The sequence below is a fragment of the Actinoplanes sp. NPDC089786 genome, from assembly GCF_040684855.1.
In the GTDB taxonomy this organism is placed as follows: Bacteria; Actinomycetota; Actinomycetes; order Mycobacteriales; family Micromonosporaceae; genus Actinoplanes.
This window is the reverse complement of the sequence record NZ_JBFBGU010000028.1, coordinates 26,933-51,818: the sequence shown is the minus strand read 5'-3', so window position 1 is coordinate 51,818 and position 24,886 is coordinate 26,933. Positions and strand designations below refer to the sequence as shown.

Annotated in this window: 20 protein-coding genes; 8 read left to right on the top strand and 12 right to left on the bottom strand. The window is 71.4% G+C overall.

Going from position 1 to position 24,886, the window contains the following annotated elements; genetic code table 11:
* Positions 1 to 253: 253 nt before the first annotated feature.
* From AB0O15_RS42110 to AB0O15_RS42095, 4 genes are all read right to left on the bottom strand, one after another.
* On the bottom strand, positions 254 to 1,411 hold the full coding sequence (locus AB0O15_RS42110; RefSeq protein WP_364331725.1) for a glycerophosphodiester phosphodiesterase: 1,158 nt from the start codon (positions 1,409 to 1,411) through the stop codon (positions 254 to 256).
* 97 nt (positions 1,412 to 1,508) lie between these two features.
* Positions 1,509 to 4,574, bottom strand: a complete 3,066-nt coding sequence (locus AB0O15_RS42105) for a glycine--tRNA ligase (RefSeq protein ID WP_364331722.1) — start codon at positions 4,572 to 4,574, stop codon at positions 1,509 to 1,511.
* Positions 4,575 to 4,795: 221 nt separating this feature from the next.
* Positions 4,796 to 5,464 carry a response regulator transcription factor gene (locus AB0O15_RS42100; protein WP_364331719.1) on the bottom strand — a complete coding sequence of 223 codons (669 nt, stop codon included), beginning with the start codon at positions 5,462 to 5,464 and terminating at the stop codon, positions 4,796 to 4,798.
* Positions 5,461 to 6,717 (bottom strand): histidine kinase, encoded by a 1,257-nt coding sequence (locus AB0O15_RS42095; RefSeq protein WP_364331716.1) that lies wholly within the window; start codon positions 6,715 to 6,717, stop codon positions 5,461 to 5,463. Before AB0O15_RS42095 ends, AB0O15_RS42100 begins: the two co-directional genes overlap by 4 nt.
* 133 nt (positions 6,718 to 6,850) lie before the next feature.
* On the opposite strand from AB0O15_RS42095, the gene AB0O15_RS42090 reads away from it, so the two are divergent.
* A complete protein-coding gene (locus AB0O15_RS42090; protein ID WP_364331713.1) occupies positions 6,851 to 7,558 on the top strand; it encodes a hypothetical protein in 708 nt (235 codons plus the stop codon).
* A gap of 282 nt (positions 7,559 to 7,840) precedes the next feature.
* Here AB0O15_RS42090 and AB0O15_RS42085 read toward each other — a convergent pair whose 3' ends face one another.
* A complete protein-coding gene (locus tag AB0O15_RS42085) occupies positions 7,841 to 8,428 on the bottom strand; it encodes a CGNR zinc finger domain-containing protein (RefSeq protein ID WP_364331710.1) in 588 nt (195 codons plus the stop codon).
* A gap of 93 nt (positions 8,429 to 8,521) precedes the next feature.
* Here AB0O15_RS42085 and AB0O15_RS42080 point away from each other — a divergent pair, with 93 nt between their 5' ends.
* Positions 8,522 to 9,880 (top strand): MFS transporter, encoded by a 1,359-nt coding sequence (locus tag AB0O15_RS42080; protein ID WP_364331708.1) that lies wholly within the window; start codon positions 8,522 to 8,524, stop codon positions 9,878 to 9,880.
* Between the two features lie 135 nt (positions 9,881 to 10,015).
* On the opposite strand, the gene AB0O15_RS42075 is transcribed toward AB0O15_RS42080, so the two are convergent.
* Complete coding sequence (locus AB0O15_RS42075) at positions 10,016 to 11,536, bottom strand: sensor domain-containing diguanylate cyclase (RefSeq protein ID WP_364331706.1); 1,521 nt, start codon at positions 11,534 to 11,536, stop codon at positions 10,016 to 10,018.
* A gap of 89 nt (positions 11,537 to 11,625) precedes the next feature.
* Here AB0O15_RS42075 and AB0O15_RS42070 point away from each other — a divergent pair, with 89 nt between their 5' ends.
* Positions 11,626 to 12,990: a UDP-glucose/GDP-mannose dehydrogenase family protein gene (locus tag AB0O15_RS42070; RefSeq protein WP_364331703.1), complete on the top strand. Its 1,365-nt coding sequence runs from the start codon at positions 11,626 to 11,628 to the stop codon at positions 12,988 to 12,990.
* Between the two features lie 164 nt (positions 12,991 to 13,154).
* Positions 13,155 to 15,650, top strand: coding sequence for a LamG-like jellyroll fold domain-containing protein (locus tag AB0O15_RS42065; protein WP_364331700.1), 2,496 nt, complete (start codon positions 13,155 to 13,157; stop codon positions 15,648 to 15,650).
* 4 nt (positions 15,651 to 15,654) lie between these two features.
* Here the strand turns inward: AB0O15_RS42065 and AB0O15_RS42060 are convergent, their stop codons facing one another.
* A complete protein-coding gene (locus AB0O15_RS42060; protein ID WP_364331697.1) occupies positions 15,655 to 16,200 on the bottom strand; it encodes a TetR family transcriptional regulator in 546 nt (181 codons plus the stop codon).
* 19 nt (positions 16,201 to 16,219) lie between these two features.
* Positions 16,220 to 17,179 carry an aldo/keto reductase gene (locus AB0O15_RS42055; RefSeq protein ID WP_364331694.1) on the bottom strand — a complete coding sequence of 320 codons (960 nt, stop codon included), beginning with the start codon at positions 17,177 to 17,179 and terminating at the stop codon, positions 16,220 to 16,222.
* Between the two features lie 95 nt (positions 17,180 to 17,274).
* Between AB0O15_RS42055 and AB0O15_RS42050 the strand changes: the two genes are divergently transcribed.
* Positions 17,275 to 18,147 (top strand): methyltransferase domain-containing protein, encoded by an 873-nt coding sequence (locus AB0O15_RS42050; RefSeq protein ID WP_364331691.1) that lies wholly within the window; start codon positions 17,275 to 17,277, stop codon positions 18,145 to 18,147.
* Here AB0O15_RS42050 and AB0O15_RS42045 read toward each other — a convergent pair.
* The 4 genes from AB0O15_RS42045 to AB0O15_RS42030 form a co-directional block, all read right to left on the bottom strand.
* Entirely contained in the window at positions 18,119 to 18,499 is a 381-nt protein-coding gene (locus AB0O15_RS42045) for a DUF6461 domain-containing protein (protein ID WP_364331688.1), read from the bottom strand. The genes AB0O15_RS42050 and AB0O15_RS42045 overlap by 29 nt on opposite strands.
* A 15-nt stretch (positions 18,500 to 18,514) precedes the next feature.
* A complete protein-coding gene (locus tag AB0O15_RS42040; RefSeq protein WP_364331685.1) occupies positions 18,515 to 19,123 on the bottom strand; it encodes a DUF3455 domain-containing protein in 609 nt (202 codons plus the stop codon).
* Positions 19,124 to 19,228: 105 nt separating this feature from the next.
* A complete protein-coding gene (locus AB0O15_RS42035) occupies positions 19,229 to 20,008 on the bottom strand; it encodes a caspase family protein (RefSeq protein WP_364331683.1) in 780 nt (259 codons plus the stop codon).
* 48 nt (positions 20,009 to 20,056) lie between these two features.
* Positions 20,057 to 20,857, bottom strand: a complete 801-nt coding sequence (locus AB0O15_RS42030) for a hypothetical protein (RefSeq protein WP_364331679.1) — start codon at positions 20,855 to 20,857, stop codon at positions 20,057 to 20,059.
* Positions 20,858 to 21,235: 378 nt separating this feature from the next.
* Here AB0O15_RS42030 and AB0O15_RS42025 point away from each other — a divergent pair, with 378 nt between their 5' ends.
* Genes AB0O15_RS42025 through AB0O15_RS42015 form a run of 3 tightly spaced genes read left to right on the top strand, consistent with a single transcriptional unit; the run spans position 21,236 to position 24,885 of the window.
* A complete protein-coding gene (locus AB0O15_RS42025; protein WP_364331676.1) occupies positions 21,236 to 22,852 on the top strand; it encodes a translation initiation factor III in 1,617 nt (538 codons plus the stop codon).
* Positions 22,853 to 24,322 (top strand): NADH-ubiquinone oxidoreductase-F iron-sulfur binding region domain-containing protein, encoded by a 1,470-nt coding sequence (locus AB0O15_RS42020; protein ID WP_364331673.1) that lies wholly within the window; start codon positions 22,853 to 22,855, stop codon positions 24,320 to 24,322.
* On the top strand, positions 24,319 to 24,885 hold the full coding sequence (locus tag AB0O15_RS42015; RefSeq protein WP_364331670.1) for a redoxin family protein: 567 nt from the start codon (positions 24,319 to 24,321) through the stop codon (positions 24,883 to 24,885). Before AB0O15_RS42020 ends, AB0O15_RS42015 begins: the two co-directional genes overlap by 4 nt.
* Position 24,886 lies beyond the last annotated feature (1 nt).

Here is a 24,886-nt window from a genome sequence, read left to right as displayed (position 1 = left end):
TTGGCTCGTCTTACCACCGCCAACCGGCTTCCCGGCTGTTCGTGGGACCTGCGCGATGTTTGCCCGCTGGTCGCGGACCGGGCTGGCTCGACTTTCGGCGGGCTCTGAACCGTACCCCGTCAAAGGCTGGAACCGGGCCGCCGGGCGGGACCACAACGGTGGAGGGCCCGGCGCGGGGAGAACGGCGGTCTCCCCGCGCGGGTGCCGAGGTGGAGGCCGCGCCGGGGCGAGCGAGCGGGCGCGGCCGTCGGCGTCAGGCCAGGGAGCGGGCGAGGACGCCGACGTCGGGCATGTCGGTGAAGAGGCCGTCGACGCCGGCGCGCCAGAAGCGGATCTGTTCGTCGATGGCTTTGCCGAAGGCGTTGGGGTCGGTGCCGACGCGGAGGTGCGGCGGGAGGAACTGGTTCTCGGCGCGGAACGTGTAGGGGATCACGTTGAGGCCGGCCGCGTGGGCGTTGGCCACCAGCGGGGTGGGCGTGGCGTCGGCGGGCGTCGACGGGATGACCTGCGTCTTCTCCGGGCCGATGCCGTCGATCCAGCGGGAGAGGCCGGCCAGGCCGGTCGGCGTCAGGTATTCGGCGTACGTCGTGGAGTCGCCGAACGGGCCGCCGGTGGCGCCGGTCAGGAACGTCAGCGGGGCCTTGACCTTGTGCACCCGGCGCAGGTCGATCAGGTTGCCCGCCTCGAACGACTGGATGTAGACGGGCGCGCCGGCGCGGTCCAGGTTGTGGTTACGCAGGGCGCGGACCAGCGGCGCCTCCAGGCTGAGGCCGAGCGCGCGGAAGTAGGTGGGGTGCTTGGTCTCGGGGAAGACGCCGATCTCGCGGCCCAGCTCACGCGACAGGCGCTGGCGGAGGGCGAGCACCTCGTTGAAGGTCGGTACCTCGAACAGGCCGTTGAAAAGCGTGTTGCGCTGGCGTACGGCCGGGATGCGCTCGGTGGCCCGCAACGTCTTCAGCTCGGCCAGCGTGAAATCGTGGGTGAACCAGCCGGTGACCGACACGCCGTCCAGCAGCACCGTGCGTTGCCGGCTCGCGAACTCGGGCCGGGACGCCACGTCGGTGGTGCCGCCGATCTCCGGCTCGTGCCGCGCGACGAGCACGCCGTCCTTGGTGGACACCAGGTCGGGCTCGATGAAGTCGGCGCCCATGCGGGCGGCCAGCTCGTACGACGCGAGGGTGTGCTCGGGCCGGTAGCCGGACGCTCCACGGTGACCCACCACGATGCCGGTGCGCCCCCGGCGCGACGTGGTGGTGGCGGGCGACGCGACAGAGCCGGGCGACGCGACAAAGCCGGGCGACGCGACGGTGCCGGGTGCCGCCGCCTGGGCGGTGCCCGGGATGACGGCGGCGATGGCGGGCGCGGCGGCGGCGAGCGCCCCGAAGCGCAGCACCTGACGGCGATCAGCCACGATGTTCCTCCTTGGCAAGATGCAAGCTGTACCGCTCGCGAGCCAAGGTGATCGATCCGACGCCCAGGTGGCGTGGACGTGGCTGATCCGGGAACTGTCAGAGGCGCAGCTGCGGCCAGTCCAGCAGCGGGTCGCCCAGGTCGCGCACCCGGGCGAGCAGCCCGAGCCGCGCCGCCCGCAGGGCTGGGTCCTCGGCCATCACCAGCACCTCCTCGAAGAATCGGTCCACCGCGGACACGAGCGGCCCGGCCGACGCCGCGAACGAGACCAGGTCACGCGGCGGGGGGCAGGCCTCGACCGCGTCCCACAGCGCGGTCTCGGCCGGCTCGACCAGGGCGCCCGGGGTGGTCAGCGGGTCGGTGCCGGCCGGGACGATGCGCCGGGCCCGGGTCAGGGCCGCCGCCAGCTTCTCGAAGTCGTTGTCGCCGGTCCCGTCCTCGCCGTTCCTATCGTCGGAGGCTTTTTCGTTGCCGGGTCTTTCGTCGGAGGCTTTTTCGTTGGCGACCAGGGTGGACAGCTGCGCGAGGAACTGGTCGGCCACGGCTGGCCGGTCGGCGTGCACGAGCACCGCGCGTACCCGGTCAACCGGGTGGCCCTCCTCGGTGAGCTGCTGCTCCAGTCGCTTGGCCAGGAATTCGCCGGCGTCGGCCAGGATCTGTGGGGTGACCGGCACCGGCTGCAGCTCGGCCGCGCGGGCCAGCGCGTCGGTCAGGCTGAGGGAGGCGAGTTCCGGCCGCGCGCGGTGCACGGCGATCAGACCCAGGACCGCGCGGCGTACGGCGAACGGATCGCTGCTCCCGGTCGGCAGCCCGACGGTCGCCGCCAGCCCCGCGACCAGGTCGAGCCGGTCGGCGAGGGACAGCAGCGCCCCCGGCAGCGAGGCCGGCACGGCGTCGCCGGCGCTGCGGGGCAGCTCGCATTCGTAGAGCGCCTGCGCGACGGCCCGGCTCTCACCGGCCTGGTAGGCGTAGTCGCCGGCCATCACCCCGGCCAGGCTGGTCATCTCGGTGACCAGTTGTGCCCCGAGGTCGAACTTCACCAGCGTGGCGGCGCGGTCGAGGGTGGGGTCGTCGAAGCCCAGGGACAGCGCCAGCCGGCCGATCCGGTCGGCCCGGTCGGCCATCGACCCCAGCTTGTCGGTGAAGGTCAGCCGGGCGAGCCGCGCCCGCATCTCGGCCGGCGGCACGGCCAGGTCGGCGCGGTAGAAGAAGGCGGCATCCTCGTACCGGGCCCGCAGCACCGCCTCGTTGCCGGACCGCACCTGTTCCACGTCGACGACGCCGTTGGCGACGGCCACGAACATCGGGAGCAGGGCGCCGTCCTCGTCGCGGACCGGGAAGTAGCGCTGGTGCTTGCGCATCACCGTGGTCAGCACCTCGGCGGGCAGCGTCAGGTAGCTCTCGTCGAACGTTCCGAGCAGCGGGTTCGGCGCCTCGACCAGGTGCGTGACCTGCTCGAGCAGGCCGGTCAGGTCGGCGCGCCCGTCCGGGTAGACCAGATCCTGGGCCCCGGTGGTGATCAGCTCCTCCCGGTCCTCCGGGTCGGCGACGACGCCGTTCACCGAGATCGTCTCCATGAACGCCTCGGCCGACGCCACGGTCAGGACGGGCTCGGCGGCGTCCCGCAGCACCCGGGTCTCGCGTCCCGCGGCCAGCGTGGACACCGCGACCGGCACCACCTCGTCGCCGAGCAGCGCGAGCAGCCAGCGGATCGGGCGGGTGAAGGACAGCTCCGGGTCGTTCCAGCGCATGTTGCGGGCCGACCGCAGACCCGACACGACCTCGCCCAGCACCCCGGCCAGCACGGCACCCGCCGGCCGTCCGGTCTCGAACCGCTCGGCGTAGTGGTAGCCGTCCTCCTCGGTGAGCGCCGACGGATCGACGCCCTGCCCGCGCGCGAACCCTTCGAGGGCGCGAGCGGGCGCGCCTGCCCGTGGTCCTTTCACCCGGAGCGTCCGGTCGTCCTCACGCGCCGCCACGTCGGGCACGATCGCGATCAGCCGCCGCGGCGTCACGGCCACCCGGACCTCGCCGTGCGCCAGCCGGGTCCCGCCGAGCAGCTCGGTCAGCTTGTCCTTCAGGTAGGCCGACGCCGCCACCGCGGCCGCCGGCGGCATCTCCTCGGTACCCACCTCGAAGGCCAGCATCCGCGGCCGCGAGCCGCCCGCCGCGCGCGCGCTGCCCAGCGGCACTGAGCCGCCCGCCGTGGCTGCGTTTTCTGATGGGAGCGGCCGTGAGCTGGGCGAATCGTCAGCGTCGGCGGCAGGGAGCGCGTGGGCCGGCACGGGCCTCTCGGCGATGCCGAGCGGGTGGCCCAGCTCCTCGCGCCGGGCCACCCACAGCCGGGCCACCTCGCCGGCCAGGCGCCGCATCCGCCCGAACTCGGACGCGCGCTCGGCCGTTGACACCGCGCCGCGGGCGTCCAGCACGTTGAACGCGTGCGAGCACTTCAGCACGAACGTGTGCGCGGGCACCGGCAGCCCCGCGTCGATCATCCGCTGCGCCTCACCCGCGTAGAGATCCAGCAGCGCCCGGTTGGCGTTGATGTCGGCGTCGTCCAGGTAGTAGCGGGACATCTCGTACTCGGCCTGCCCGAACACCTCGCCGTAGGTGACCCCGTCGGCGTACGCGATGTCCTTGAAGTGCCGCACGTCCTGCAGCGCCATCAGGATGCGCTCGATCCCGTACGTGATCTCCACCGCGGGCGGGTCGAGGTTGAGGCCGCCCGCCTGCTGGAAGTAGGTGAACTGGGTGATCTCCAGCCCGTCCAGCCACACCTCCCAGCCCAGGCCCCAGGCGCCCAGCGCGGGCGACGCCCAGTTGTCCTCGACGAACCGGACGTCGTGCGCCGCCACGTCGATCCCGAGCGCGGCCAGGCTGCCCAGGTAGAGCTCCTGCGCGTTGCCCGGCTCCGGCTTGAGGATCACCTGCACCTGGGTGTGCGTCTGGATGCGGTTCGGGTTCTCGCCGTACCGGGAGTCGTCCGGGCGGACGCTCGGCTCCACGTACACCACGCGCCACGGCTCCGGTCCCAGCACCCGCAGGAACGTGGCCGGGTTGAGCGTGCCCGCACCGACCTCGGTGTTCATCGGCTGGACGGTCAGGCAGCCCTGATCCGTCCAGTAGGCGATCAGCCGGGCGAGCGCGTCTTGCATGGTGAGCATGGGTCCGAAGTCTAGGCAGGCCCCCCACCGGGTATGCCAGCGATCACGACTCTCGTGGGTGACCTCTACCGCTTCCAGGACCTGCTCGCCGGAGGAGGCCGCGGTGGTCGAGAAGGTCCGCGCGTTTCTGCGGGCCGAGGGCGGGCGGTGACGGGTCTCAGCGCCTTCGTCTGAGGCCCGCCTGGGCGGGTCATGAGCGGGCCTCGGGGCCGTCGGGTGGCTCATGATCGCTCCGTGACGACCAGGCCGGTCTCGTAGGCCACGACGACCAGCTGGGCCCGGTCCCGGGCGGACAGCTTGGCCAGCAGCCGGCCGACATGGGTCTTCACCGTGGCGAGGCCGAGCGTCAGATGCCGGGCGATCTCGGTGTTGGAGAGCCCGCGCCCGATCAATTCGAGCACCTCACGTTCCCGATCGGTGATTCCCGTCAGGTCTTTGTGAAACGCCTGCGTGGGCCGGGGTTGTCCGGTGAACGCGTCGATCAGCCGCTGCGTCACCGACGGCGCGAGCAACGCCTCACCGGACGCGACCAACCGCACCGCGGCAATCAGGTCGGGCGCGCCGGCGTCTTTCAGCAGGAACCCGCTGGCCCCCGCCCGCAGCGCTCGGTAGACGTACTCATCGAGATCGAACGTAGTCAGCATCAACACCCGCGTGTCCGTGACCTCCGCGCAGATCAGCTCGGCCGCCTCGATGCCGTCCAGGTCGGGCATCCGCACATCCAGCAGAGCCACATCCGGCCGCTCGGCCCGCGCGAGCCGCACCGCGTCACGTCCCGTGGCGGCCTCACCAACAACGGCGAACCCGGGCGTCATGGTGAACAGCAATCGAAGGCTGTCGCGAAACAGCGTCTGGTCATCAGCGATGAGCACACGGATCGGCTCGGTCATGGCCGCCCCAGCCGGTAGGGCAGACGAGCACTTACCACGAACCCGCCACCGACCGCCCAGCCCGCCTCGACCCGGCCCCCGAACATGGCAGCCCGCTCGCGCATCCCCCGCAACCCCTGACCACCCGCGCCTCCTTTTCCGGCCACGCCTCCTTTTCCGGCCACGCCTGTTTGGTCGATCACGCCTGTTTGGTCGATCACGCCTGTTTGGTCGATCACGCCTGTTTGGTCGATCACGCCCTCTCCGCCGGCCATGCCGGTTCGGCCCGTCACGCCTTCTCCGCTTGCCGCGCCGACTCTGCTGGCAACGCCTGTTCCGATGGACGTGTCCTCTCCGCCGAGAGGCGGCGGGCCGCCGTTGTCGATGACTCGAACCTCGACCGCGGAGGGCTCGGTGGAGACGGTCACCGTGCAGCGTGTCGCGGCCGTTGCATGGCGCATCACGTTGGTCAGCGCCTCCCGCACGATGCGATGGACCGCGGTCCGCATCTCGGCGGGCACGGTCGCCGCCGTGAGGTCGACGGTGATGCCGGTCTGCTCGACCCGGCGCACCAGCGTCCCCAGGTCGTCGTCATCGTCGTTCGGCTCGCCGTCACGCAGTAACCCGATGGTCCGCCGGATCTCCACCAGAGCCTCCCGCCCGGACTGTTCGATGACGGCCAGGGCGCCGGCCGCCTCGTCAGGGTGTTGCGGCGCGACCATGCGGGCCACGCTCGCCTTCATGGTGATCATGCTGAGGTGATGGGCCACGGAGTCGTGCACGTCTCTGGCGATACGAAGGCGTTCCTCGGACACCGCGCGATCGGCCCGCTCCGCGGCGAGCCGGTCGGCGAGCCGGCGCCGATGGCGAACCAGCCGGCCGATCGCCCACGGAACCGCGATCGCGGGAACCGCGACCAGCGGCGCCGCCGGTCGCCACAGGGCCAGCGCGCCGGCGACCGCGAGGCCGCCCGCGAGCACCGGAACCGATCGCGAGGTGCGGGTGGTCGCCACCGAGTAGAGAGGCAACGCGACAGCTCCGCACAGCGCGGGAGCGGCGTACGCCGGAAAGGCGCCGGACCACAGCAGCGCCGCAGCGGACCCGACGGTGACAACGGCGGCGGGCAGCGGCCAACGGCCGCGGACCGAGATCGGAAGGGCGACCAGGCCCACCAGCACCCACCACGACCACGCCGGCAGCGCGGTCTCGCTTGCGGCGAGACCGCACACCAGCAGCAGGATGGCTGCCGCCACGACGTCCAGAAGCTTGGTCACGCCGCCAGATTAGTGACGACAGCGGGCGTTGCCATCAGACCCAGGTTGGACATTCTGTATGACCACGGGGAGACCCAAAAGATCCGACCACGGTCAGACGCGGAGGAGGGCGCCGACGAGAAAGGGTCGACGCATGACGAATGACCGACCCGCCTTTCCCGGCCCCTGGCTCGGCGGCATCTCACTGATTCTCGGGCCGGCGCTGATGCTGACCGGCGCCTTGCTGCGCTGGGGTGTTCCGTTCTTCTTTCCACATCAGCTGGTCGCGTACGAGAGCCGGCCGGGCGTGATGGCGGCGGCCTATGCCGTGTTCCTGGCCGGGGTGATCGCCCTGTGGCCCGGCGTTTCGATGGTGGCGGCGCGGATCGGGGAGACGAGACCCGGCTGGGCGGTGTGGGGTGGGGCGCTGGTGATGACCGGGTTGTTCGCCCGGGCCTTCCACGGCGGGGTCAACACGTTCGCGTTCGCCCTGGTCGACAGCGCCGGCACGGGTGCGGCCACGCGGGCGGTGGCTGACTACTACGCCTATCCGGAGTGGGTGGTCTCCAGCCTGAGCCTCAGCATCATGCTCGGCTGGGTCGTCCTGGCGATCGGCGGTCTGCTGTCACACACGCTCCGGCCCTGGCAGGTCGCCGCGCTGGCACTGCCATCCGGCCTGATGATCGGCGTCCTCAAGGGCACCGACTGGCTCACGGTGGTCGAGTTGGCCGGGCTGGCGATCGCGTTCGTTCCGCTCGGTGTGGCCGAACTGCGCCGAGCCGGCTCCCCCGCACGCAAGACCACCGCGCCCCTCGTCGTCCTCGTCATCGCCGCCTCCGTGATCTTGGGGCGGCTGGGGTGAGCCCGAGCTGCGGGTCTGGGGTCGTTGAGGCGCGGCGGGCCGGGGTGAGCGAAGGGACGCCGGGCCGGGGTGAGCGAAGGGATGCGGGCCGGGGTGAGCGAAGGCATGCCGGGCTGAGGTGAGCGAAGGCACGCCGGGCTGAGGTGAGCGAAGGCACGCCGTGTCGAGGGGAGCCAGTCGCGGTTGGGAGCCCGCTGGCGGCGGGCGCGGAGTGAGTCAGCGTCGAGGGGATGGGAGGAGCCGAAGGTGAGGCATGAGGGTGTCGGTGGTGGGAGGCAGGGGTCAGGAGCGGCGGCGTTCGCGGAAGGCGGCTACGCGGGTTCGGTTCTGGCAGGTTACGGAGCAGAAGCGGCGGTGGCCGGCGGGGGAGGCATCGACGTAGATGTCGGCGCATTGGCGGTCGGCGCATACGCCCAGCCGGTCGGGGCGGGTCAGCAGGTGCTCTCGGAGGGCGAGGGCGGCGGAAGCGAGCAGCGCGTCCTTCGCGTGCGGGACCCGCCACGCACCGGTCACGGATCCTTCCTCCAGCACCAGTTCGGGGCGAACCGCGGTCTCGGTGAGCATCGCGTTCACGGCGGCGGCCCGATCGGCCGTGTCGCCGGCCGCAAAGACGGCATGCAGCCGGTCAGCGACGGCGGTCGCCTCCTCGCCGTCGCCGTCGCTGGTCCCGGCACCGGCACCGTCGCTGGTGCTGGTGCCCGCTCCGTCGCTGGTGTTGGTGCTGGCGGCGCTGCGATCGGTGTTTGGGGGTGAGGGGGTGGCGACGCTTGCCGCTCCGCCGATCGGGGCGGGTCCCATCGGGCGGGGGTCGAACTCGCGCGGGACGGTGCCCCAGTCGTTGACCAGCGCTACCAGGGCGGCGAGGTCCATGGGCTGCACAATAACCGACACCACTCGACTGTAACGCATTGAGATGCTGCTTCGCGTTGCATGTCTCGGCTTGGGCTCGTAACGTGATGAGGCATGAGTAAGCGTTACGGATCGGAGTGGTGGGGGCTGGCGGTGCTGGTGTTGCCGTGCCTCCTGGTTGCCATGGATGCGCATGTGCTCAATTTGGCGGTGCCTCGGATTGCGGCTGATCTGCGGCCCAGCAGCACGCAGCTGTTGTGGATCGTGGATGGTTACGTGTTCTTCGTGGCGGGTGCGTTGCTGGCCATGGGGGCGCTGGGGGATCGGATCGGGCGGCGGCGGCTGTTGCTGATCGGGGTGGCCGCGTTCGCCGTTGCGTCTACGGCGGCGGCCTTTGCGGGGTCGGCCACCGAGTTGATCGTGGCGCGGATGGTGATGGGGCTGGCGGGGGCTTCGCTGATGCCGTCGACGCTTGCCTTGATCCGGGGGATGTTCACTGATGCGCGGCGGCGGACCGTTGCGCTCGGGGTGTGGGCGGCCAGCTTCTCGATCGGTGGGCTGGTCGGGCCGCTGGCCGGTGGTGCGGTGCTGGAGCACCTCTGGTGGGGGGCGATCTTCCTGCTGGCGGTGCCGGTTGCGGGGCTGGTGCTCGCGCTCGGGCCGGTGCTGCTGCCGGAGTTTCGTGATCCGGCGGCCGGGCGTTTCGACCTGCTCGGGGCCGCGCAGAGCCTGGTTGCGCTACTGGCGATCGTCTTCGCGATCAAGCGGGCGGCGGTGGGGGATTTCGCCGAGGCGGGTGTCGCGTTTCTGGTGGGGGTGGGGCTCGGGTTCTTCTTCGTACGCCGTCAGCGGCGTCTGGCGCGGCCGATGGTTGATCCGGCGCCGTTCCGGGATCGCGGGGTACGGGTTGCGTTGCTGAGCACGGCGTTGACGTTCTTCGCGCTCTACGGCACCGAGGTGGCCATCGCGCAATACCTGCAGTGGGGTGTGGGGCTGTCGCCTCTGCATGCCGGGATGTGGACGGTCCCGTCGGTGCTCGCCTATCTCGCGGCGGCGGGGATCGGGCCGGCGGCGGTGCGGCGGTTCGCTCCGCTGCGGGTGATCATGGTGGCGTTGCTGGTTGTCGCCGCGGGATATGCGTTGATCGCTGCCGCGGGTGGGCTGTTCGGCGTCGTCGCGGGTGGCATTGTCGTGTCGATCGGGCTGGCGCCCGCCTACGCGCTGGGCACCGATGTGGTCGTCACCAGCGTTGACGCGGAGCACGCGGGTGTCGCCGGGGCGGTCACCGAGACCGGCGCCGAGCTGGGTGGGGCGCTGGGCATGGCTCTGCTCGGGTCCCTCGGGGTGGCGGTCTCGCGGTTGTCGTCCTACGGGCAGTCCTTCGAGGCGATCACCGCCGCCGCGTCGCTGACCATGATCGTCGCCGCGGCCGCCGTCCTGATCACGAGGCGGCGCGCCGCCAGGATGACATAAGGATGAGCGCGCCAGGCTGACGAAAGGAAGAGCTGGGGAGGGGCCTGCCGGGCCGGTCCGAAGGAGGGGCTGCCGGGCGCCCTGGTAAACGGAGTGACGGCTGGGCTGCGAGAAGGGTGGCGGGCTGGGGGAGGGTCAGCGGGCCAGACGGACGCCGCCGCCGTGGTGTTTGGCTCGGTACATGGCTGCGTCGGCGCCCCTCAACAGGTCGGCCATGCCGCCGGCGTAGTCGGGGAACAGGGCTATGCCGATGCTGGCGCCGACGTGGATCTGGGTGCCGTCGACGTCGTAGGGGTCGCACAGGCGATCGTGGATGCGTTCGGCCACGGCGAAAGCTCTCTCCTCGTCGGCGTTACGGGTCAGGAGCACGGCGAACTCGTCGCCGCCCAGGCGGGCCACCAGGTCGTCGTCGCGGAGGGCGCCCAGCAGGCGCTGCCCGACCTGGTGCAGCAGGGCGTCGCCGGCGTGGTGGCCGGCGGTGTCGTTGACCTGCTTGAAGCCGTTCAGGTCGAGGAGCAGCATGGCCATCCGGTTGCCGGCCGCCCCGGCCACCTCGATCGCCTTGCGGGCGCGCTCGAGCAGGTGGGAACGGTTCGGCAGGCCGGTCAGCGCGTCGTGGAAGGCCTGGTGGGTCAGCGTTTGCACGTGGGCCGCCTCGGCCTGGCGCATGCGGGCGCTGTCGACGATCAGGGCGCCCTCGACGGCCAGCTGGCGGGCCAGGGTCCGGTCGTGGCCGGTCCACTGGCGTCTGCGGCCGCTGTCGCCGCAGATCACCATGCCCACCGGCTGGTTGCCGGCCAGCAGCGGGATCGCCACGCACGAGCGCAGGTCCATCGCCTGGGCCAGGCCGCCCGTCCGGACCTTGCCCTCGACCACGTCGCTGATCAGGACCGGGCCGCCGGCCTCGGACACCCCGCGCCACACCGGCGACTTCAGCGCCTCCTTGCCCAGCACGCTCGACCGGATCCGGGTGGTCTGCTCCTCGTCCATCCCGACGCCGATCGCCTGCACGATGCGGCCTTCGGCGTCGATCAGGGTGAGCGCGGCGTGTTCGGTGCGGAACGCCGCCGCCACCGTCTCGGCGAGCACCCGGCCCGCGTCCTCCACGCTCGCGGTGAACGTGCCCTCCTCGAACAGCCGCCTCGTCGCCGCCGTCACGTGCGCCACCATCTGCCGGCGGCGCTCCGCGTCCAGCGCCTGCAGCGTGGTGGCGACATGCAGGGCAAGGGCGCTGATGACGTACGGGAAGAGCGCCCCGGGGTCACCGCCGGCGAGCACGAGGACGCCCACCGTCTGCCCGCCGGCTCGTAGGCGTACCCCCAGGCGATCTTTGTCCTGCAGGGGAGCGCCGCCGGCGGGGGCCCGGAAGACCCGGAAGGCCAGCGCGCCGTCCTCGCGGTCGTCGGCGGGGCCGGCGACCACGCCCAGCGTGCCCTCCTCGGGGTCGAGCGCGAACACCGTCATGTGATCCAGCCCGCACGCGCCGAGGTGGCCGTGCACCACGTCGACGAGCGGGCCGATCGACGGGGTGTCCCGGGTCATGAAGCTGACCAGGTCGGCGAGCATCGCGACCTGCGGTTCGAGGGCATGCTGCGGGGACGGCGCCGGGTTCTCGACCACGACGCCCGCCGGGAGCACTCCACTACCCACCGTCATGGCTGCTACATCGGCAATCTCGGCGTCAGCCTGAGTTGTCCGGCGTCGGCTACGGTGTCGGTTGCTGTGGTGGAAAGGGGACATCAGTCATGAAGGTGTGCGTCGTCGGCACGGGCTACGTGGGGCTCACGACCGGGGTCAGCCTGGCCTTTCTGGGCCACGACGTGACGTGCGTCGACCTGGACGAGCGCAAGGTGCAGATGTTGCGCGGTGGGCGGTCGCCGATCTACGAGCCACACATGGAAGCCCTGCTGGCCGAGGCGTCGGAGCGGATGACCTTCACGACCGACTACGCCGAGGGCGTGCCGGGCGCCGAGGTCGTCTTCATCGCCGTGCAGACGCCGTCGCTGCCGGACGGCAACCCGGACCTGCGCTATCTGACCGGGGCCGCCGAAACCGTCGGAAAGCACATCTCCGGCGAATTCACCGTGGTGGTCAACAAGTCGACGGTGCCGATCGGCAGCAGCAACTGGGTCGACTCGATCCTGCGTGAGGCGTTCGAGCGGTCGCACGGCCGGCGGGCCGACGGCGAGTTCACGGTGGCCTCGAACCCGGAGTTCCTGCGTGAGGGCGTGGCGATCTTCGACTCGCTCTACCCGGACCGGATCGTGGTCGGCTCGGACAGCCCGCGCGGGCTGGATGTGCTGCACCGCCTCTACCGGGCCGTGCTCAACCAGACCTTCACCCCGCCCACCTTCCTGCCTCGGCCGGGCGAGGTCGGCGCCGTGCCCATGGTCTCCACCGACCTGGCCTCGGCCGAGCTGATCAAGTACGCGGCGAACGCGTTCCTGGCCACCAAGATCAGCTTCATCAACGAGGTGGGCCGGCTGGCCGGCAAGGTCGGCGCCGACATCTCGCAGGTGGCGCGGGGTATCGGCCTGGACGCCCGGATCGGGCCGCGCTTCCTGGAGCCGGGTGTCGGCTGGGGCGGCTCGTGCTTCGGCAAGGACACCGCGGCCCTGATCACCACGGCCGAGGAATACCACCACGACATGCCGATCGTGCGCGCCGCCCGCGAGGTGAACTCGCAGCAGCGGTCGATGGTGGTCGACCAGCTGCTGAGCGAGCTGCGCATCCTCAAGGGACGCAAGATCGGCCTGCTCGGGCTGGCGTTCAAGCCGGACACCGACGACCTGCGCGATTCGCCCTCGGTGGACATCGCCCGCCGGCTGATCGCCCGCGGCGCCCGGGTGACGCTGCACGACCCGGTGGCCGGTGAGCGGTTCCGGGCCGAGCAGCCCGACCTGGCCGGTCAGCTCGCCGACACCATCGACGAGGTCTTCGACGACGCCGACGCCGTGGTCCTGGTGACCAAGTGGGACCAGTACCTCGAGCTGGACTGGGGCAAGTTCGCCGGGATCATGCGCAAGCCGGTCCTCCTGGATGGACGGCACTGCCTTGACGCCGCACGGCTGGAGCGGCTCGGGTATCGGTACCTGACAACAGCCGGATAAGCGGACAAAAACTCGTAATAAAGCATCGATCCTTGACGTTGCCTGCGCAACATTGTTGAAATGTGTTTGCTCATGGCCGTCCACGAGCGCTCCCGACAAGTTGTGAGTGAGCGCGGCCGGGTGCTGCCCGCGTACCGAACAACGCGAAGAAGGGACCCACCCCGATGCTGACAAGACGACGGCGCGCGCTTGCCGCGACCGCCGCCGCGACCCTGGCCGTGGCCGGCTTAGCCGCCCCGACCGGCCCGGCCGCCGCCGCCCCGGCCTGGCACAAGGGAACGCCGCCGATCTCGACACCGTGGACCGACGAGGTCGGCCCGGACAACGCGCTTCCGGAGTACCCACGCCCGCAGCTCACCCGGGACGCGTGGCAGAACCTCAACGGCGTCTGGCAGTTCGCGAAGGCCAACGCCGGCGAGGCGCCTCCGGTCGGTCGTGCGCTGAACGAGCGCGTGCTCGTCCCGTACCCCATCGAATCGGCTCTTTCCGGCATCCAGCGGCACGAGGACCGGATGTGGTACCGCCGGACCTTCACCGTCCCGGCGGCCTGGGAAGGCAAGCGGCTGGTCCTGCACTTCGGTGCGGTCGACTACGACGCCAAGGTCTGGGTCAACGGCACGCAGGTCGCCACCCACCGCGGCGGCTACGACGGCTTCAGCGTGGACGTCACCAACGCGCTCAAGGGCAAGGGCCCGCAGGAGCTCATCGTCTGGGCCGAGGACCTCGTCGACGCCACCGGCCAGCCGATCGGCAAGCAGCGCCGGCAGTCCGACCGGGGCATCTTCTACCTGGGCAGCTCGGGCATCTGGCGGACGGTGTGGATGGAGCCGGTCGCGGCGTCCAGCATCGAGAGCCTGAAGACCACGCCGGACATCACCGCCGGGGCGCTCAAGCTCACCGCGCGTACGGTGAACGGCTCGGGGCTGACCGTCAAGGCCGTCGCCCGGAACTCCGCCGGTGGCATCGTCGGCCAGGTCACCGGGGCCGCCGACACGCAGCTCACGTTGCCCGTACGCAACCCGAAGCTGTGGTCGCCGGACAACCCGTACCTCTACACGCTCGAGGTGCAACTGCTCAGCGGCAGCACGCCGGTGGACACCGTCGGGTCGTACTTCGGCCTGCGCGAGGTCAGCAAGAAGGCCGGCGCCGACGGCAAGCTCCGGATCGCCCTGAACGGCAAGATCCTGTTCAACCTGGCCACCCTGGACCAGGGCTTCTGGCCGGACGGCCTGTACACCGCGCCCACCGACGCGGCGCTCAAGTTCGACCTCGAGGCGCACAAGACGCTCGGCTTCAACGCCGTCCGCAAGCACATCAAGGTCGAGCCCGACCGCTGGTTCTACTGGGCGGACAAGCTGGGCCTGATGGTCTGGCAGGACATGCCGTCGTCGAACACCGGCCCGATCCCGGCCGAGTGGCGCGGTCAGTTCGAGGCCGAGCTGCACGAGATGGTCGCCGAGCACGACAGCTGGACGTCCATCGTGGGCTGGATCCCGTTCAACGAGGGCTGGGGCGAGTGGAACCGCGAGGACACCGGCCGCATCGCCGAGTCGGTCAAGGCCCAGGACCCGACCCGGCTGGTCAACGCCCACAGTGGCGTGAACTGCTGCAACTCGAAGGGTGACTCGGGCAAGGGCGACGTGATCGACTTCCACGAGTACAACGACGGCGGCCCCGCGTCGCCGGCGCCGGACGGCGTGCGCGTCTCGATCGACGGCGAGCACGGCGGCTTCGGCCTCGAGGTGCCCAACCACATGTGGTTCGGTGAGGGCCACGGCTACGCCGACCTGTTCCCGGACTCGGCCGCGCTGACCCGCCGCTACGTGACCAACGAGCAGGACACCATCACGGCCGCCCAGCGCTGCGGCATCAGCGGCTCGATCTACACCCAGATCACCGACGTCGAGCACGAGGTCAACGGCTTCTACACGTACGACCGGCAGGTCGAGAAGATGGACTTCACGAAGGTGCGCAACGTCAACAAGCGCATCATCCGGGAGTCCGACGGCTCGGCCGGCAACACCCCGCAGCCGCCGCCCGGAACCCCGGGCCTCGACGGCGTGGCGTTCTACCCGCTCGACGGCAACGCCACCGACGCGGTCGGGGACCACGACGGCACGCTGGTCGGCAACCCCGCGTTCGTGGCCGCCCACAAGAACCAGGGCGTCGACGTCAACGGCAGCACGCAGTACGTCGACCTGGGCGCGCCGGTGCTGGACACCTCCACCGACTACTCCGCGTCGGCGTGGGTCAAGCTCGACAAGGCGGACGGCGCCTTCCAGACCGTCGTCAGTCAGGACGGGCCGTCCACCAGCGACTTCTTCCTGCAGTACTCGGGCGCGAACCAGCGCTGGGCGATGAGCTTCGCCGGTGTCCGGGCGCTCAGCCCGGCCAAGCCGGACGTCGGCCGCTGGTACCACCTGGTCGGTGTGCGTGACTCGGTCAAGGGCGAGCTCCGGCTCTACGTGGACGGCGAGCTCGCCGGCACGGCCAGCGCCTGCCTCTCGTCGAGCACCCCGACCGGCAACACGGTGATCGGCCGCGGCAAGTACGGCGGCAACCAGGTCGACTACCTGGACGGCGTGGCCGACCAGGTGCACCTGTACGACCGGGCGCTCTCGGCCACCGAGATCAAGTCCCTGTTCGACTCGGAGAAGTAGGCCGTCACCGGCCGGGACGGACCCCGTCGACGATCAGCGTGCAGACGCTGTCGAGGAGTTCGTCCCGGTCGGGGCGGTCCCACTCGCCCACGTGGGCCGGGTGGTGGAAGGACGCGGTCGCCTCGAAGATGGCCCGGGCCGATGCCGCGTCGCCGGTGATCCCGGCCAGCTGCGCGAGCAGGGCCTCGACATGCTCGCCGGCCACCGCGCTGTTCTCTTGCACCAGGACGCGGTAGGTGGCGAACAGTTCCGGCTCGCCGATCGCCGCGTCCCGCTTGGCGTGGAACAGCGCGACCAGCCAGTCGCGCAGCCGCTGCTCCCGCGGGGCGGAGGATTGGGCGATCGCCTCCAGGCCGGCGTACATGCGCCCCACCCAGCGGCGGGTCACCGCCTCGCGGAGCGCCGCCTTGGACGGGAAGTGCCGGTAGACCGCCGCGTGGCTGACACCGAGGGCCCGGGCGACATCCACCACGGTCGCCTTGGCCGGGCCGAACCGCCGGAGGACGTCCTCGGTGGCGAGCAGGATCGTCTCGGCGTCCAGGGCGGCCATCAGCCGAAACACTAGCCGGTCAGCGTTCGCTGTCGAGCATCGCCATCTGCGGCGCGGCGTACCGGGTGCCGGCCACCGCGCCGGCCGGCACGGCCTCCTCGATCGCGGCCAGGTCGGCCTCGGTCAGCTCGAGATCGGCCGCGGTCAGCGCGTCGGCGATCCGCTGCGGGCGCCCGGCGCCGACCAGGGCGACGATCTCGGGACCCCGGGACAGCACCCAGGCGATGGCGAGCTGGGCGACGGTCACGTTCCGCCGGGCCGCGAGCGGGCGCAGGCGCTCGACCAGGGCCAGGTTGGTGGCCAGGTTGTCGCCGTGGAAGCGGGGCAGGTGCCCGACCTCGCCACCGCCGGCGTACGAGCCGGTGAGCAGGCCGTGCGACAGGACGCCGTACGCGGTCACGCCGATCCCGAGTTCGCGGCAGGTGGCCAGGACCGACCGCTCGGGGCCGCGGCTGAACAGCGAGTACTCGATCTGCACGTCGGCGATCGGATGCACGGCGTGGGCCCGGCGGATGGTCTCGGCGCCGACCTCGGACAGGCCGATGTGGCGCACCCACCCGGCCTGGACCATCTCGGCGATCGCACCGACGCTGTCCTCGATCGGCACGGCCGGATCGAGGCGGGCCGGGCGGTAGATGTCCACGTGGTCGGTGCCCAGGCGGTGCAGGGTGTACGCGAGCGCGCTCTTGGCGTACGCCGGGCTCATGTCCATCCCGACGAACGCGCCGCCCGGGTCTCGCAGCGCCCCGAACTTCCCGCTGATCACCACCCGCTCCCGGTCGCCGTCACGCAGCGCCAGCCGGATCAGCGACTCGCTGAGGCCGTGGCCGTAGAAGTCGGCCGTGTCGAGCAGCGTGACCCCGGCGTCGATCGCCGCCCGGATGGTCGCCACGCCGTCGTCGCCGCCGTTCAGAAAGCCGCAACCCAGCCCGATCGAGGGTACGAGGGGGCCGCCGCGGCCAAGTCGTCTCATCTCCATCCGGCGACCGTAACTGGCCAGGTTACAGATTTCAAGTTCTGTAACCATTAACCTCAGGCGCGACGCATAGGCGCTCGTCAGTAGGATCGGGCGGTGTGGGGGACAGGTGGGCGGCATGGTTGATGGGGCGGCGCGACGGCGGTGATCCGGGTGTACGCCAGGACCACCACCCGACGCTGATGCGGTTCCGGGCCGGGGTGCTGGACCGGGCCGCCATCGCCGAGGGCGACGTCGTGCTCGATGTCGGCGCGGGCACCGGGCTGATCGCGTTCGGGGCGCTGGACCGGGTCGGCGAGACCGGCCGGGTGATCTTCAGCGACGTCTCGGCCGCGCTGCTCGACGAGTGCCGGCGCCAGGCCGGTGACGACCCGCGCTGTGCGTTCGTGCGGGCCTCGGCCGACGACCTGGCCGAGATCGGTGACGCCACGGTCGACGTGGTGACCACGCGTTCGGTGCTGATGTACCTGCCGGACAAGGCGGCCGGCTTCCGCGAGCTGGCCCGGGTGCTGCGGCCGGGCGGGCGGCTGGCGATCTTCGAGCCGATCAACAGCTTCGTGATGCGGCAGGAGGCCCGGCTGTTCGGGTTCGACCTGGCCCCGATCGCCGATCTGGCGTCGAAGTTCCTCACCGCGTACCGCGCCGACGAGATCATCGCCGACTTCGACGAGCGCGACCTGCTGCGCTGGGCGGTGGAGGCCGGGTTCGCCTCGATCGAGCTCGACTACCGGGCCGAGGTCGACCTGCCGGCGCCGCCGCTGCCGGGGGACTGGGACCGGATGCGGCGGACCGCGCCCAACCCGCTGGCGCCGACCTACGAAGAGGCGGTGGCCGAGACGCTGACCGTGGCCGAGGCGGCGCGATTCGAGGCGTACATCAGGGAATTGATCGATATCGGCGCGCCGCGCACGACCACCCTGGCTTCCGCCTACCTGAAGGCGGTCAAGCCGGAACCTCGAGGAGCCCGGTGATCCGCTCGGCCAGGAGCAGGGCCCGGGCGTCGCCGTCGCGCCAGCTGTCGTCGCCCTCGTCGTCGGGCGCGCGCAGGCCGAGCGCGGTCATCAGGTGGGCCAGGCGGCCCGGGTCGGCGCCCCACATCGTCTCGGGCCCCGGGTAGCCGGGGTCGAACGCGACGATCGTCTCGTCGCCCACGGCGTACGCGAAATGGCTGCTGCCCGGCGCGCGTGACACCACGATGGTCTCCAGCGCGCCGGTGACGGCCGCGCGGCCGACCGACCAGCCCGTCCCGTCCTTCAGGTAGACGAGTTCGTAGCTCTCACCGAGCCGGTCGGCCAGGTCGCGCGCGTCCGAGAGTTCCTTCACACCGGGAAGGTTAGATCAGGCCTTCTTGAAGAAGCGGTAGTCTGCGGTGTACTTCACCGCCGCGGTCTGACCGGCCGTGCACGCGCCGGCCGGGGCCACGCCGCCCTTGGTGTTCAGCCGCTGGATGAAGGTCACGTCGGCGAAGAGCCCGGCCTGGTTACGGACCGCAGGGTCTTGCACCTTGGCCGTGACCAGCAGCTGCGGGATGCTGTTCGGGGTGGCCGACGGCGCCGTCTTCGCGCCCGGGGTGCCCTCGACCAGGCTGCCGTCCGAGTCGGACTGCCAGCTCGGTCCGCGGAAGTGGATGGCGCCGGCCGGCCGGACCGGCTTCACCGACAGGCCGGTGAGCACCGCGGCCGGCTCGAGCAGTGCCCACGCCCCCGCCGTGCAGCCGTAGTTCTGCACCCCATGTGCCTTGAACACCGAGGTCAGCACGTTGCCGGCGGGCACCGCGATCGCCGCCGGGACAGAAGGCTTGCCGCCGAGGAAGCTGTCGGCCTGGACGGAGGGCGACTTGTCGGCCGCCGGCGTCTCACCGGCGAAGGAGACACCCGCGGTGACACCGGTGATGGCCAGCGCGGCGGCGCCGACGCCGGCAACGATCCGGAACGTACGCTTGTTCATCTAGTGATCCCCTGACGATGTGCGTGAGCGAGCGCCACCGACCCTAGAGAACCGAACCTTAGGGCGGGCATAAGTTCGGTCGATGCTTGCCTGAAGTGACACTCGTCAAAGGACCGGCCAGACCCGCTGGGCGCTGCTGCCCGAGAGGCTGGGCGTCTGCGGGTAGTCCTGGCTGGGCAGCGCCTCGCCGATGCGCGCGCTCCAATCCTTGTAGGTCGAGCCGTCGGGCAACTCGCGCAGCGCCTCGAGCGCGAAGAACGTGAACGCGCCGTTCGGCCGACCCTGGAAGTGCGCGTCGTAGCTGAACTCGATGTCGGCGCAGCCCGACATCAGCAGGGCGGCGTGCCGGGGCCGGCCGGCGGTCACCCGGGGCAGCTTGGCCGCCCGGGCCGCCTCGTCCTCGGTCAGGAACACCGCCGGCGGCAGGAACTTGACCTTGTCGGCGTCGCGGCGGGTCGACGGCGCGAACCGGGCCACCGAGCCGCTGTGGCAGGAGTCCGAGATCATCACGACGCGTACGCCACGGGCCCGGTCGCTGAGGATCTCGTACAGCTCGTCGTCGAGCAGCGGGCCCTTCTCGGCGATGTCCCACGGGCAGAGCGCCTCGTCACGCCCGTCGGGCTCGTCACCGTTGTCGTCCCGCACCCAGGTGCCGTGCCCGGAGTAGGTGATCACCACGTCGTCGCCGCCGGTGGCCTCGCCGACCAGCGTGCGCATGGCCGCGCGCATCGCCTCGCCGGTGGCCTCGGCGTCGAGCATCAGCCCGACCTCGAAGCCGCGCGCGGTGAGCTCGGCCGCCCAGTCGTTCGCGTCGTTCACGCAGCCGGCCAGGTCGCTGCCGGTGCCCGGATAGTCGTTGATCCCGATGCAGAGTCCCCGTCTCATCCGACCAGGATCCTGGACGGCGCATCGGAACGCCGTCCAGGATCCGACTCAGTAGCGGGCGTATCCCGGCATCTGCGGCCTCTTCGGGGTCGAACGGTTCCGCAGCCGTACGCGCAGCAGCAGCCCGACGCCGACGAGGACCAGCACCGCGCCGACGATCAGGCCCGGGCCGAGCAGGCTCGGCGTGCTGTCCTGGCCGGCCGCCAGCCGGCTGTCGGAGTCGGGGGGAGGCGGGAGGGCGGCCGCCGGTTCGGACGGTTCTTCCGACGGCTCTCCCGAGGGCTCTTCCGAGGGCTTCTCGGAGGGTGGCGCGGCCGAGGATCCCTTGACGTCGCTGGAACCGCTGGCCTTCTCCAGCAGCGTGCCCCCGGCGCTGAAGGCCTCCGCGTCGAACGTGATCTTCCCGTCCGCCGCGCCTCCGGCCACCGAGACGAGATAACGACCGGTGACCGTACGGCCACGGCAGAGCGTGCCGGGATCGACCTGGTTGTCGGTGATCCGGGTCCGGCCACCCTCTTCGCGGGCCTGGGTGGGGAAGGCGTCGTCGCCCTCGACCCGGTTGACGCGGACCTTCTCGGGATCGGTCCCCTCCACGCCGACGACGAGCGAGAACCGGACCTTCTGGCAGCGGCCCCGGTTGTCGGTGGAGACCACCACCTCGACGATCTCCGGGTCCTCGCCGGCCTCGACCTCGGCCGGCACCTTCGTCAGCTTCAGCTCCACCCCCGGCACCTCGGCCCGAGCCGGGCCGGGGAGCAGGAGCGTGGTCAGTAAGGTCAGGGCGGTCGAGAGCAGCAGGGCAGCACCACGATGCCGCACGGCAATCATCTCCTCACGCAGGGGAGTCACGGTCCCCGCACACCAGGTAGTTCGCACGGCCCGGACGTTTGGTTCACCGGGTGGTCCGGCTCACCACCGGACGGGACCTTATTTTTCCCTTAGCTGACCGTTGCGTTTCCATGTCTCCGCAGCTCACAGCGTCTTCACGAGAGTGGGCTGGCACGGTCTGACGAGTTGGTCGCCAATCTTCTCGGAGAAGGTTCATCCGAACACGGCTTGCCTACGTACATGGGGAGGGCACGAACAGGCCGCAACGCAGGGTGCAAACGGGCAAAGGAGAACCGCGGCCGCCCCGGCCCCCAGAACTGAAGCGCGGGGCATCCCCCACGGATGCCGGCGTCCCGGATGCCCTTCGGACGCGACACCGCTGCGGAGAACGAGGAGTCAATGGCTCGGACGAGATACAACGAACGAACCGTCAGTCGGCCCGAGCCGGTGGCCGTCGGCGCCACCGGCGGACGGAAGCCACCGTCCAAGTGGTCGGTCGCTGTGCTCGTGGTATCGATCCTCACGGCCTTGTGGGCCGCGGCGATGCTGACCCCGTTCGGCAGGGTCGGGTACTACTACTTCTTCGCGTACTCCGAGTACTACATGGGCGTGCTGACCCTGGTGTCGCTGTCCATCACGATCATGGTCGGGCTGGTCTCCACCGACCGCCTGGTGCTCTCCATCCGGCAGCGCGTGCTGCTCCAGTCGGCCCACCGCACCACCGGCGTCATCGCGGTGACGTCCCTGGTCGCCCACGTGTGGACGAAGTTCATGGAAGAGCACATCACCGCGATCGACATGTTCATCCCGTTCCTGTCGCCCTACAACCGGGTGTACATCGGCCTCGGCACCCTGTCCGGCTGGGTCATGATCATGGTGATGTGGACCGGTCTGGCCCGGTCCAAGTTCATCGGCCGGGGCAAGCCGTGGATGTGGCGCTCGATCCACGCCGTCTCGTACCTGATGTGGCCGCTCGCCCTGATCCACGGCCTGGCCGCCGGCCGCCCGGCCGCCACCTGGGTCACGGTCAGCTACGTGGTCTGCGTGCTGGGCGTGCTGATCGGCCTGGCCGTGCGCCTCTCGGTCAGCCTGAACCGCAAGAAGGACTTCAGCTCCACCTCGACCGGCTCGATGCGCCCGGTCGGCGAGGCGGCGCGGGACGACGCCCCCCGGCGCAAGCGCCGCGAGGAGCGCGAGGAGCGCCCGGAGCCGGTCGGGCCGGCCACCTTCAAGCCGGCCAGCCCGCGCCCGCCGGTGATGATGCCGCCCGCCAGCGCCATGCCCGCCAGCTCCATGCCGGCCAGCTCCATGCCGGCCAGTGCCATGCCGGCCGGCGCGATGCCGATCAGCAGCAACCCGATCAGCCCGATGCCGTACGAGGACGATGGCTACGGCCGCCGTGGCCGCCGCCGCGCCGAGGAGCGCTACGATGAGCCGACCGGCGCCATGTCCCGCCGCGCGATGGAGGGCTACGACGAGCCCACCGGTCAGATGTCCCGCCGCGCGATCGAGGACGAGCGCTACCGCTACGACGAGGCGCCGCGCCCGCGTGGCGGCCGCTACGAGGACGTTCCCCGTCGTTACGACGACGACCGGTACGAGGACGTCCCGCGCGGCCGCCGCTACGAGGACGCCCGGTACGAGGAGGCCCCGGTCCCGCCCCGCGGGCGCCGCGGCGACTACCGCACCGGCGAGTACGAGGCCTACGACGACACCCCGCGGCGCTCCCGCCGGGACGACGTCGACCGGGCCGACTCCGGCCGGCACAGCCGCAGTGAGTTCGTCGACCTCGCCCCGCAGTCCGAGGGATGGCGTGGCCGGTCGGACGCGAACTACATGGAGCCCGACGAGACCCCAACGCTCGTCGACATGGCTTCGCGTCGTGCTCGCCGTCAGGCGCAGCAGGCGGAACCGATCCGGCCCAGGGGAGGCGGCCGGCGTGATCGGGTCAGTGGGGGAGACGAATCGCTAGACGACGCCGGGTACTGGCGTCAGCTCAGGGGAGAGGCTCGCTAGGTGAGTTCGTCGCAGGTCCCGCCGGTCACCAGCATCGGCACACCGCGTATCACCGCGGGCTTCGACGAGTACGGCCGGTTGGATCTCGCCTCGCACCAGGAGGTGCACGGCGGGTTCGCTCAATTGTCATCGGGTGAGCTCATCGGGCTGGCCGACCGGATCGAACTCCGTGGCCGCGGGGGTGCGGGCTTCCCGTTCGCCCGAAAAGTACGTGCTGTCCTCGACTCCTGCCGCCGGCAGGACCTGCCGCCGGTGGTCGTCGTCAACGCCACCGAGGGCGAACCGCCGTCGTGGAAGGACAAGGTGATCCTCACCCGGGGACCGCACCTGATCCTCGACGGCGCCGCCCTGGCCGCGGCCGCCCTCGACGCCGAGGAGATCGTCATCGGCATCGCCGACGACGGTATCGGCATGACCTCGCTGGCCGCCGCGCTTGCCGAGCGCCGGATGCCGGTGCCGACCCGGATCGTCACGGTGCCCCACCGGTTCATCTCCGGTGAGGGCGGCGCGCTGGTCCGCGGCATCAACGGCGAGGCGCACATCCCGCCCGGGCGCAAGGTGCGCTCCAGCGACAACGGCGTGATGGGCCTGCCCACCCTGCTGTCCAACGCCGAGACGTACTCGCAGCTGGCGATCGCGGCCCGGCTCGGACCGTGGGAGTACAACGCGGTCGGCATCCCGGAGGAGCCCGGCACGGTCATGCTGACCGTCGGCGGCTCGGCCAGCGCGCCCGCGGTCATCGAGGCGCCCACCGGCACCCCGGTGATGGACATCCTCAACATGTGCGGGGCCGACATCGGCCCCGGCCTGCTGGTCGGTGGCTACCACGGCAAGTGGATCAGCGCCGAGGCGGCCGAGACGGTGACCGTCTCCCGCAAGGGCTTCGCGGCGGTCGGCGGCACGCTGGGCGCCGGGATGCTGATCCCGATCGGCTCGGCCACCTGCCCGCTGGGCGAGGCCGCGCAGGTCGTGCAGTACCTGGCCGGCGAGTCGGCCGGGCAGTGCGGTCCCTGCCGGATGGGCCTGCCCGACCTGGCCCGCGCGGTCACGCTGGTCGCCCTGGGCGGCAGCGCGCTCGAGCACGTGCGGGCGGCGGCCGGTGTGGTCAAGGGCCGGGGGGCGTGCAGCCACCCGGACGGCACGTCCCGGTTCGCGCTGTCGGCGCTGGAGGTCTTCGCCCGCGACGTCGAGGCGCACGCCAACGGCGAGGGCTGCGGCAAGCAGGTGCGCGGCGTTCTGCCGCTGCCGTACCAGGCCGAGCAGGGCGCCCGGAAGCTCGCGGTGGACTGGTCGCGCTGTGACGGGCACGGGCTGTGCTCGGCGGTCGCCCCGGAGATCATCCGGCTGGACGCGAACGGCTTCCCGGCGTTCCCGCAGACGCCGCTGCCGCCGTGGCTGGAGAACGGCGCGCGCAAGGCGGTCAACGTCTGCCCGGCGCTCGCGCTGCGGCTGGAGGGGGCTCCGACGTGATCCGCAAGCTTCTCGTCGCCGCCCTCGGTCTGGGACTGCTGGCCGGCTGTGGCACCGCGGCGGCGCCGGCCGCGCCCCCGCCGGCTGCTCCCGCTTCCCCGCCGGCTGCTCCCGCTTCCGCGTCGTCTGCTCCCGGCGGGCCGCCCGCGCCGGCCAAGGTCGCGGCGTCGCTGGCCTTCGCCGGCAAGACGCTCGACGGGCAGGCCTTCGACGCGGCCACGCTGGCCGGCAAGCCCGCGCTGCTCTGGTTCTGGGCCCCGTGGTGCGCGACCTGCGCGGGTCAGGCCAGCTCGGTGCAGGAGGTGCAGCAGGAGTACGCCGGGAAGCTCGGCGTCCTCGGCATCGCCGGCCTGGGCAGCAACGCCGAGATGCACGAGTTCGTCAGCGACCTGGAGATCCCCGACGTCCGCACGCTGGACGACCAGGCCGGCGCGGTGTGGCGCAAGTTCGGCATCACCCAGCAGAGCACGTACGTGCTGATCGACGCCCAGGGCAAGGTCGTCACCAGCAGCTATCTCGACGCCGTCGACCTGCCCGCCAAGGTGAGGACCCTGGTGGGCTGAG

Excerpts from the sequence above, each read along its gene's own strand:
- AB0O15_RS42055 (WP_364331694.1), bottom strand. The coding sequence starts at position 17,179 with ATGGAGATGAGACGACTTGGCCGCGGCGGCCCCCTCGTACCCTCGATC.
- AB0O15_RS42100 (WP_364331719.1), bottom strand. The coding sequence starts at position 5,464 with ATGACCGAGCCGATCCGTGTGCTCATCGCTGATGACCAGACGCTGTTT.
- AB0O15_RS42040 (WP_364331685.1), bottom strand. The coding sequence starts at position 19,123 with ATGAACAAGCGTACGTTCCGGATCGTTGCCGGCGTCGGCGCCGCCGCG.
- AB0O15_RS42085 (WP_364331710.1), bottom strand. The coding sequence starts at position 8,428 with ATGGACCTCGCCGCCCTGGTAGCGCTGGTCAACGACTGGGGCACCGTC.
- AB0O15_RS42025 (WP_364331676.1), top strand. The coding sequence starts at position 21,236 with ATGGCTCGGACGAGATACAACGAACGAACCGTCAGTCGGCCCGAGCCG.
- AB0O15_RS42105 (WP_364331722.1), bottom strand. The coding sequence starts at position 4,574 with ATGCTCACCATGCAAGACGCGCTCGCCCGGCTGATCGCCTACTGGACG.
- AB0O15_RS42080 (WP_364331708.1), top strand. The coding sequence starts at position 8,522 with ATGAGTAAGCGTTACGGATCGGAGTGGTGGGGGCTGGCGGTGCTGGTG.
- AB0O15_RS42070 (WP_364331703.1), top strand. The coding sequence starts at position 11,626 with ATGAAGGTGTGCGTCGTCGGCACGGGCTACGTGGGGCTCACGACCGGG.
- AB0O15_RS42035 (WP_364331683.1), bottom strand. The coding sequence starts at position 20,008 with ATGAGACGGGGACTCTGCATCGGGATCAACGACTATCCGGGCACCGGC.
- AB0O15_RS42090 (WP_364331713.1), top strand. The coding sequence starts at position 6,851 with ATGACGAATGACCGACCCGCCTTTCCCGGCCCCTGGCTCGGCGGCATC.
- AB0O15_RS42075 (WP_364331706.1), bottom strand. The coding sequence starts at position 11,536 with ATGACGGTGGGTAGTGGAGTGCTCCCGGCGGGCGTCGTGGTCGAGAAC.
- AB0O15_RS42065 (WP_364331700.1), top strand. The coding sequence starts at position 13,155 with ATGCTGACAAGACGACGGCGCGCGCTTGCCGCGACCGCCGCCGCGACC.
- AB0O15_RS42060 (WP_364331697.1), bottom strand. The coding sequence starts at position 16,200 with ATGGCCGCCCTGGACGCCGAGACGATCCTGCTCGCCACCGAGGACGTC.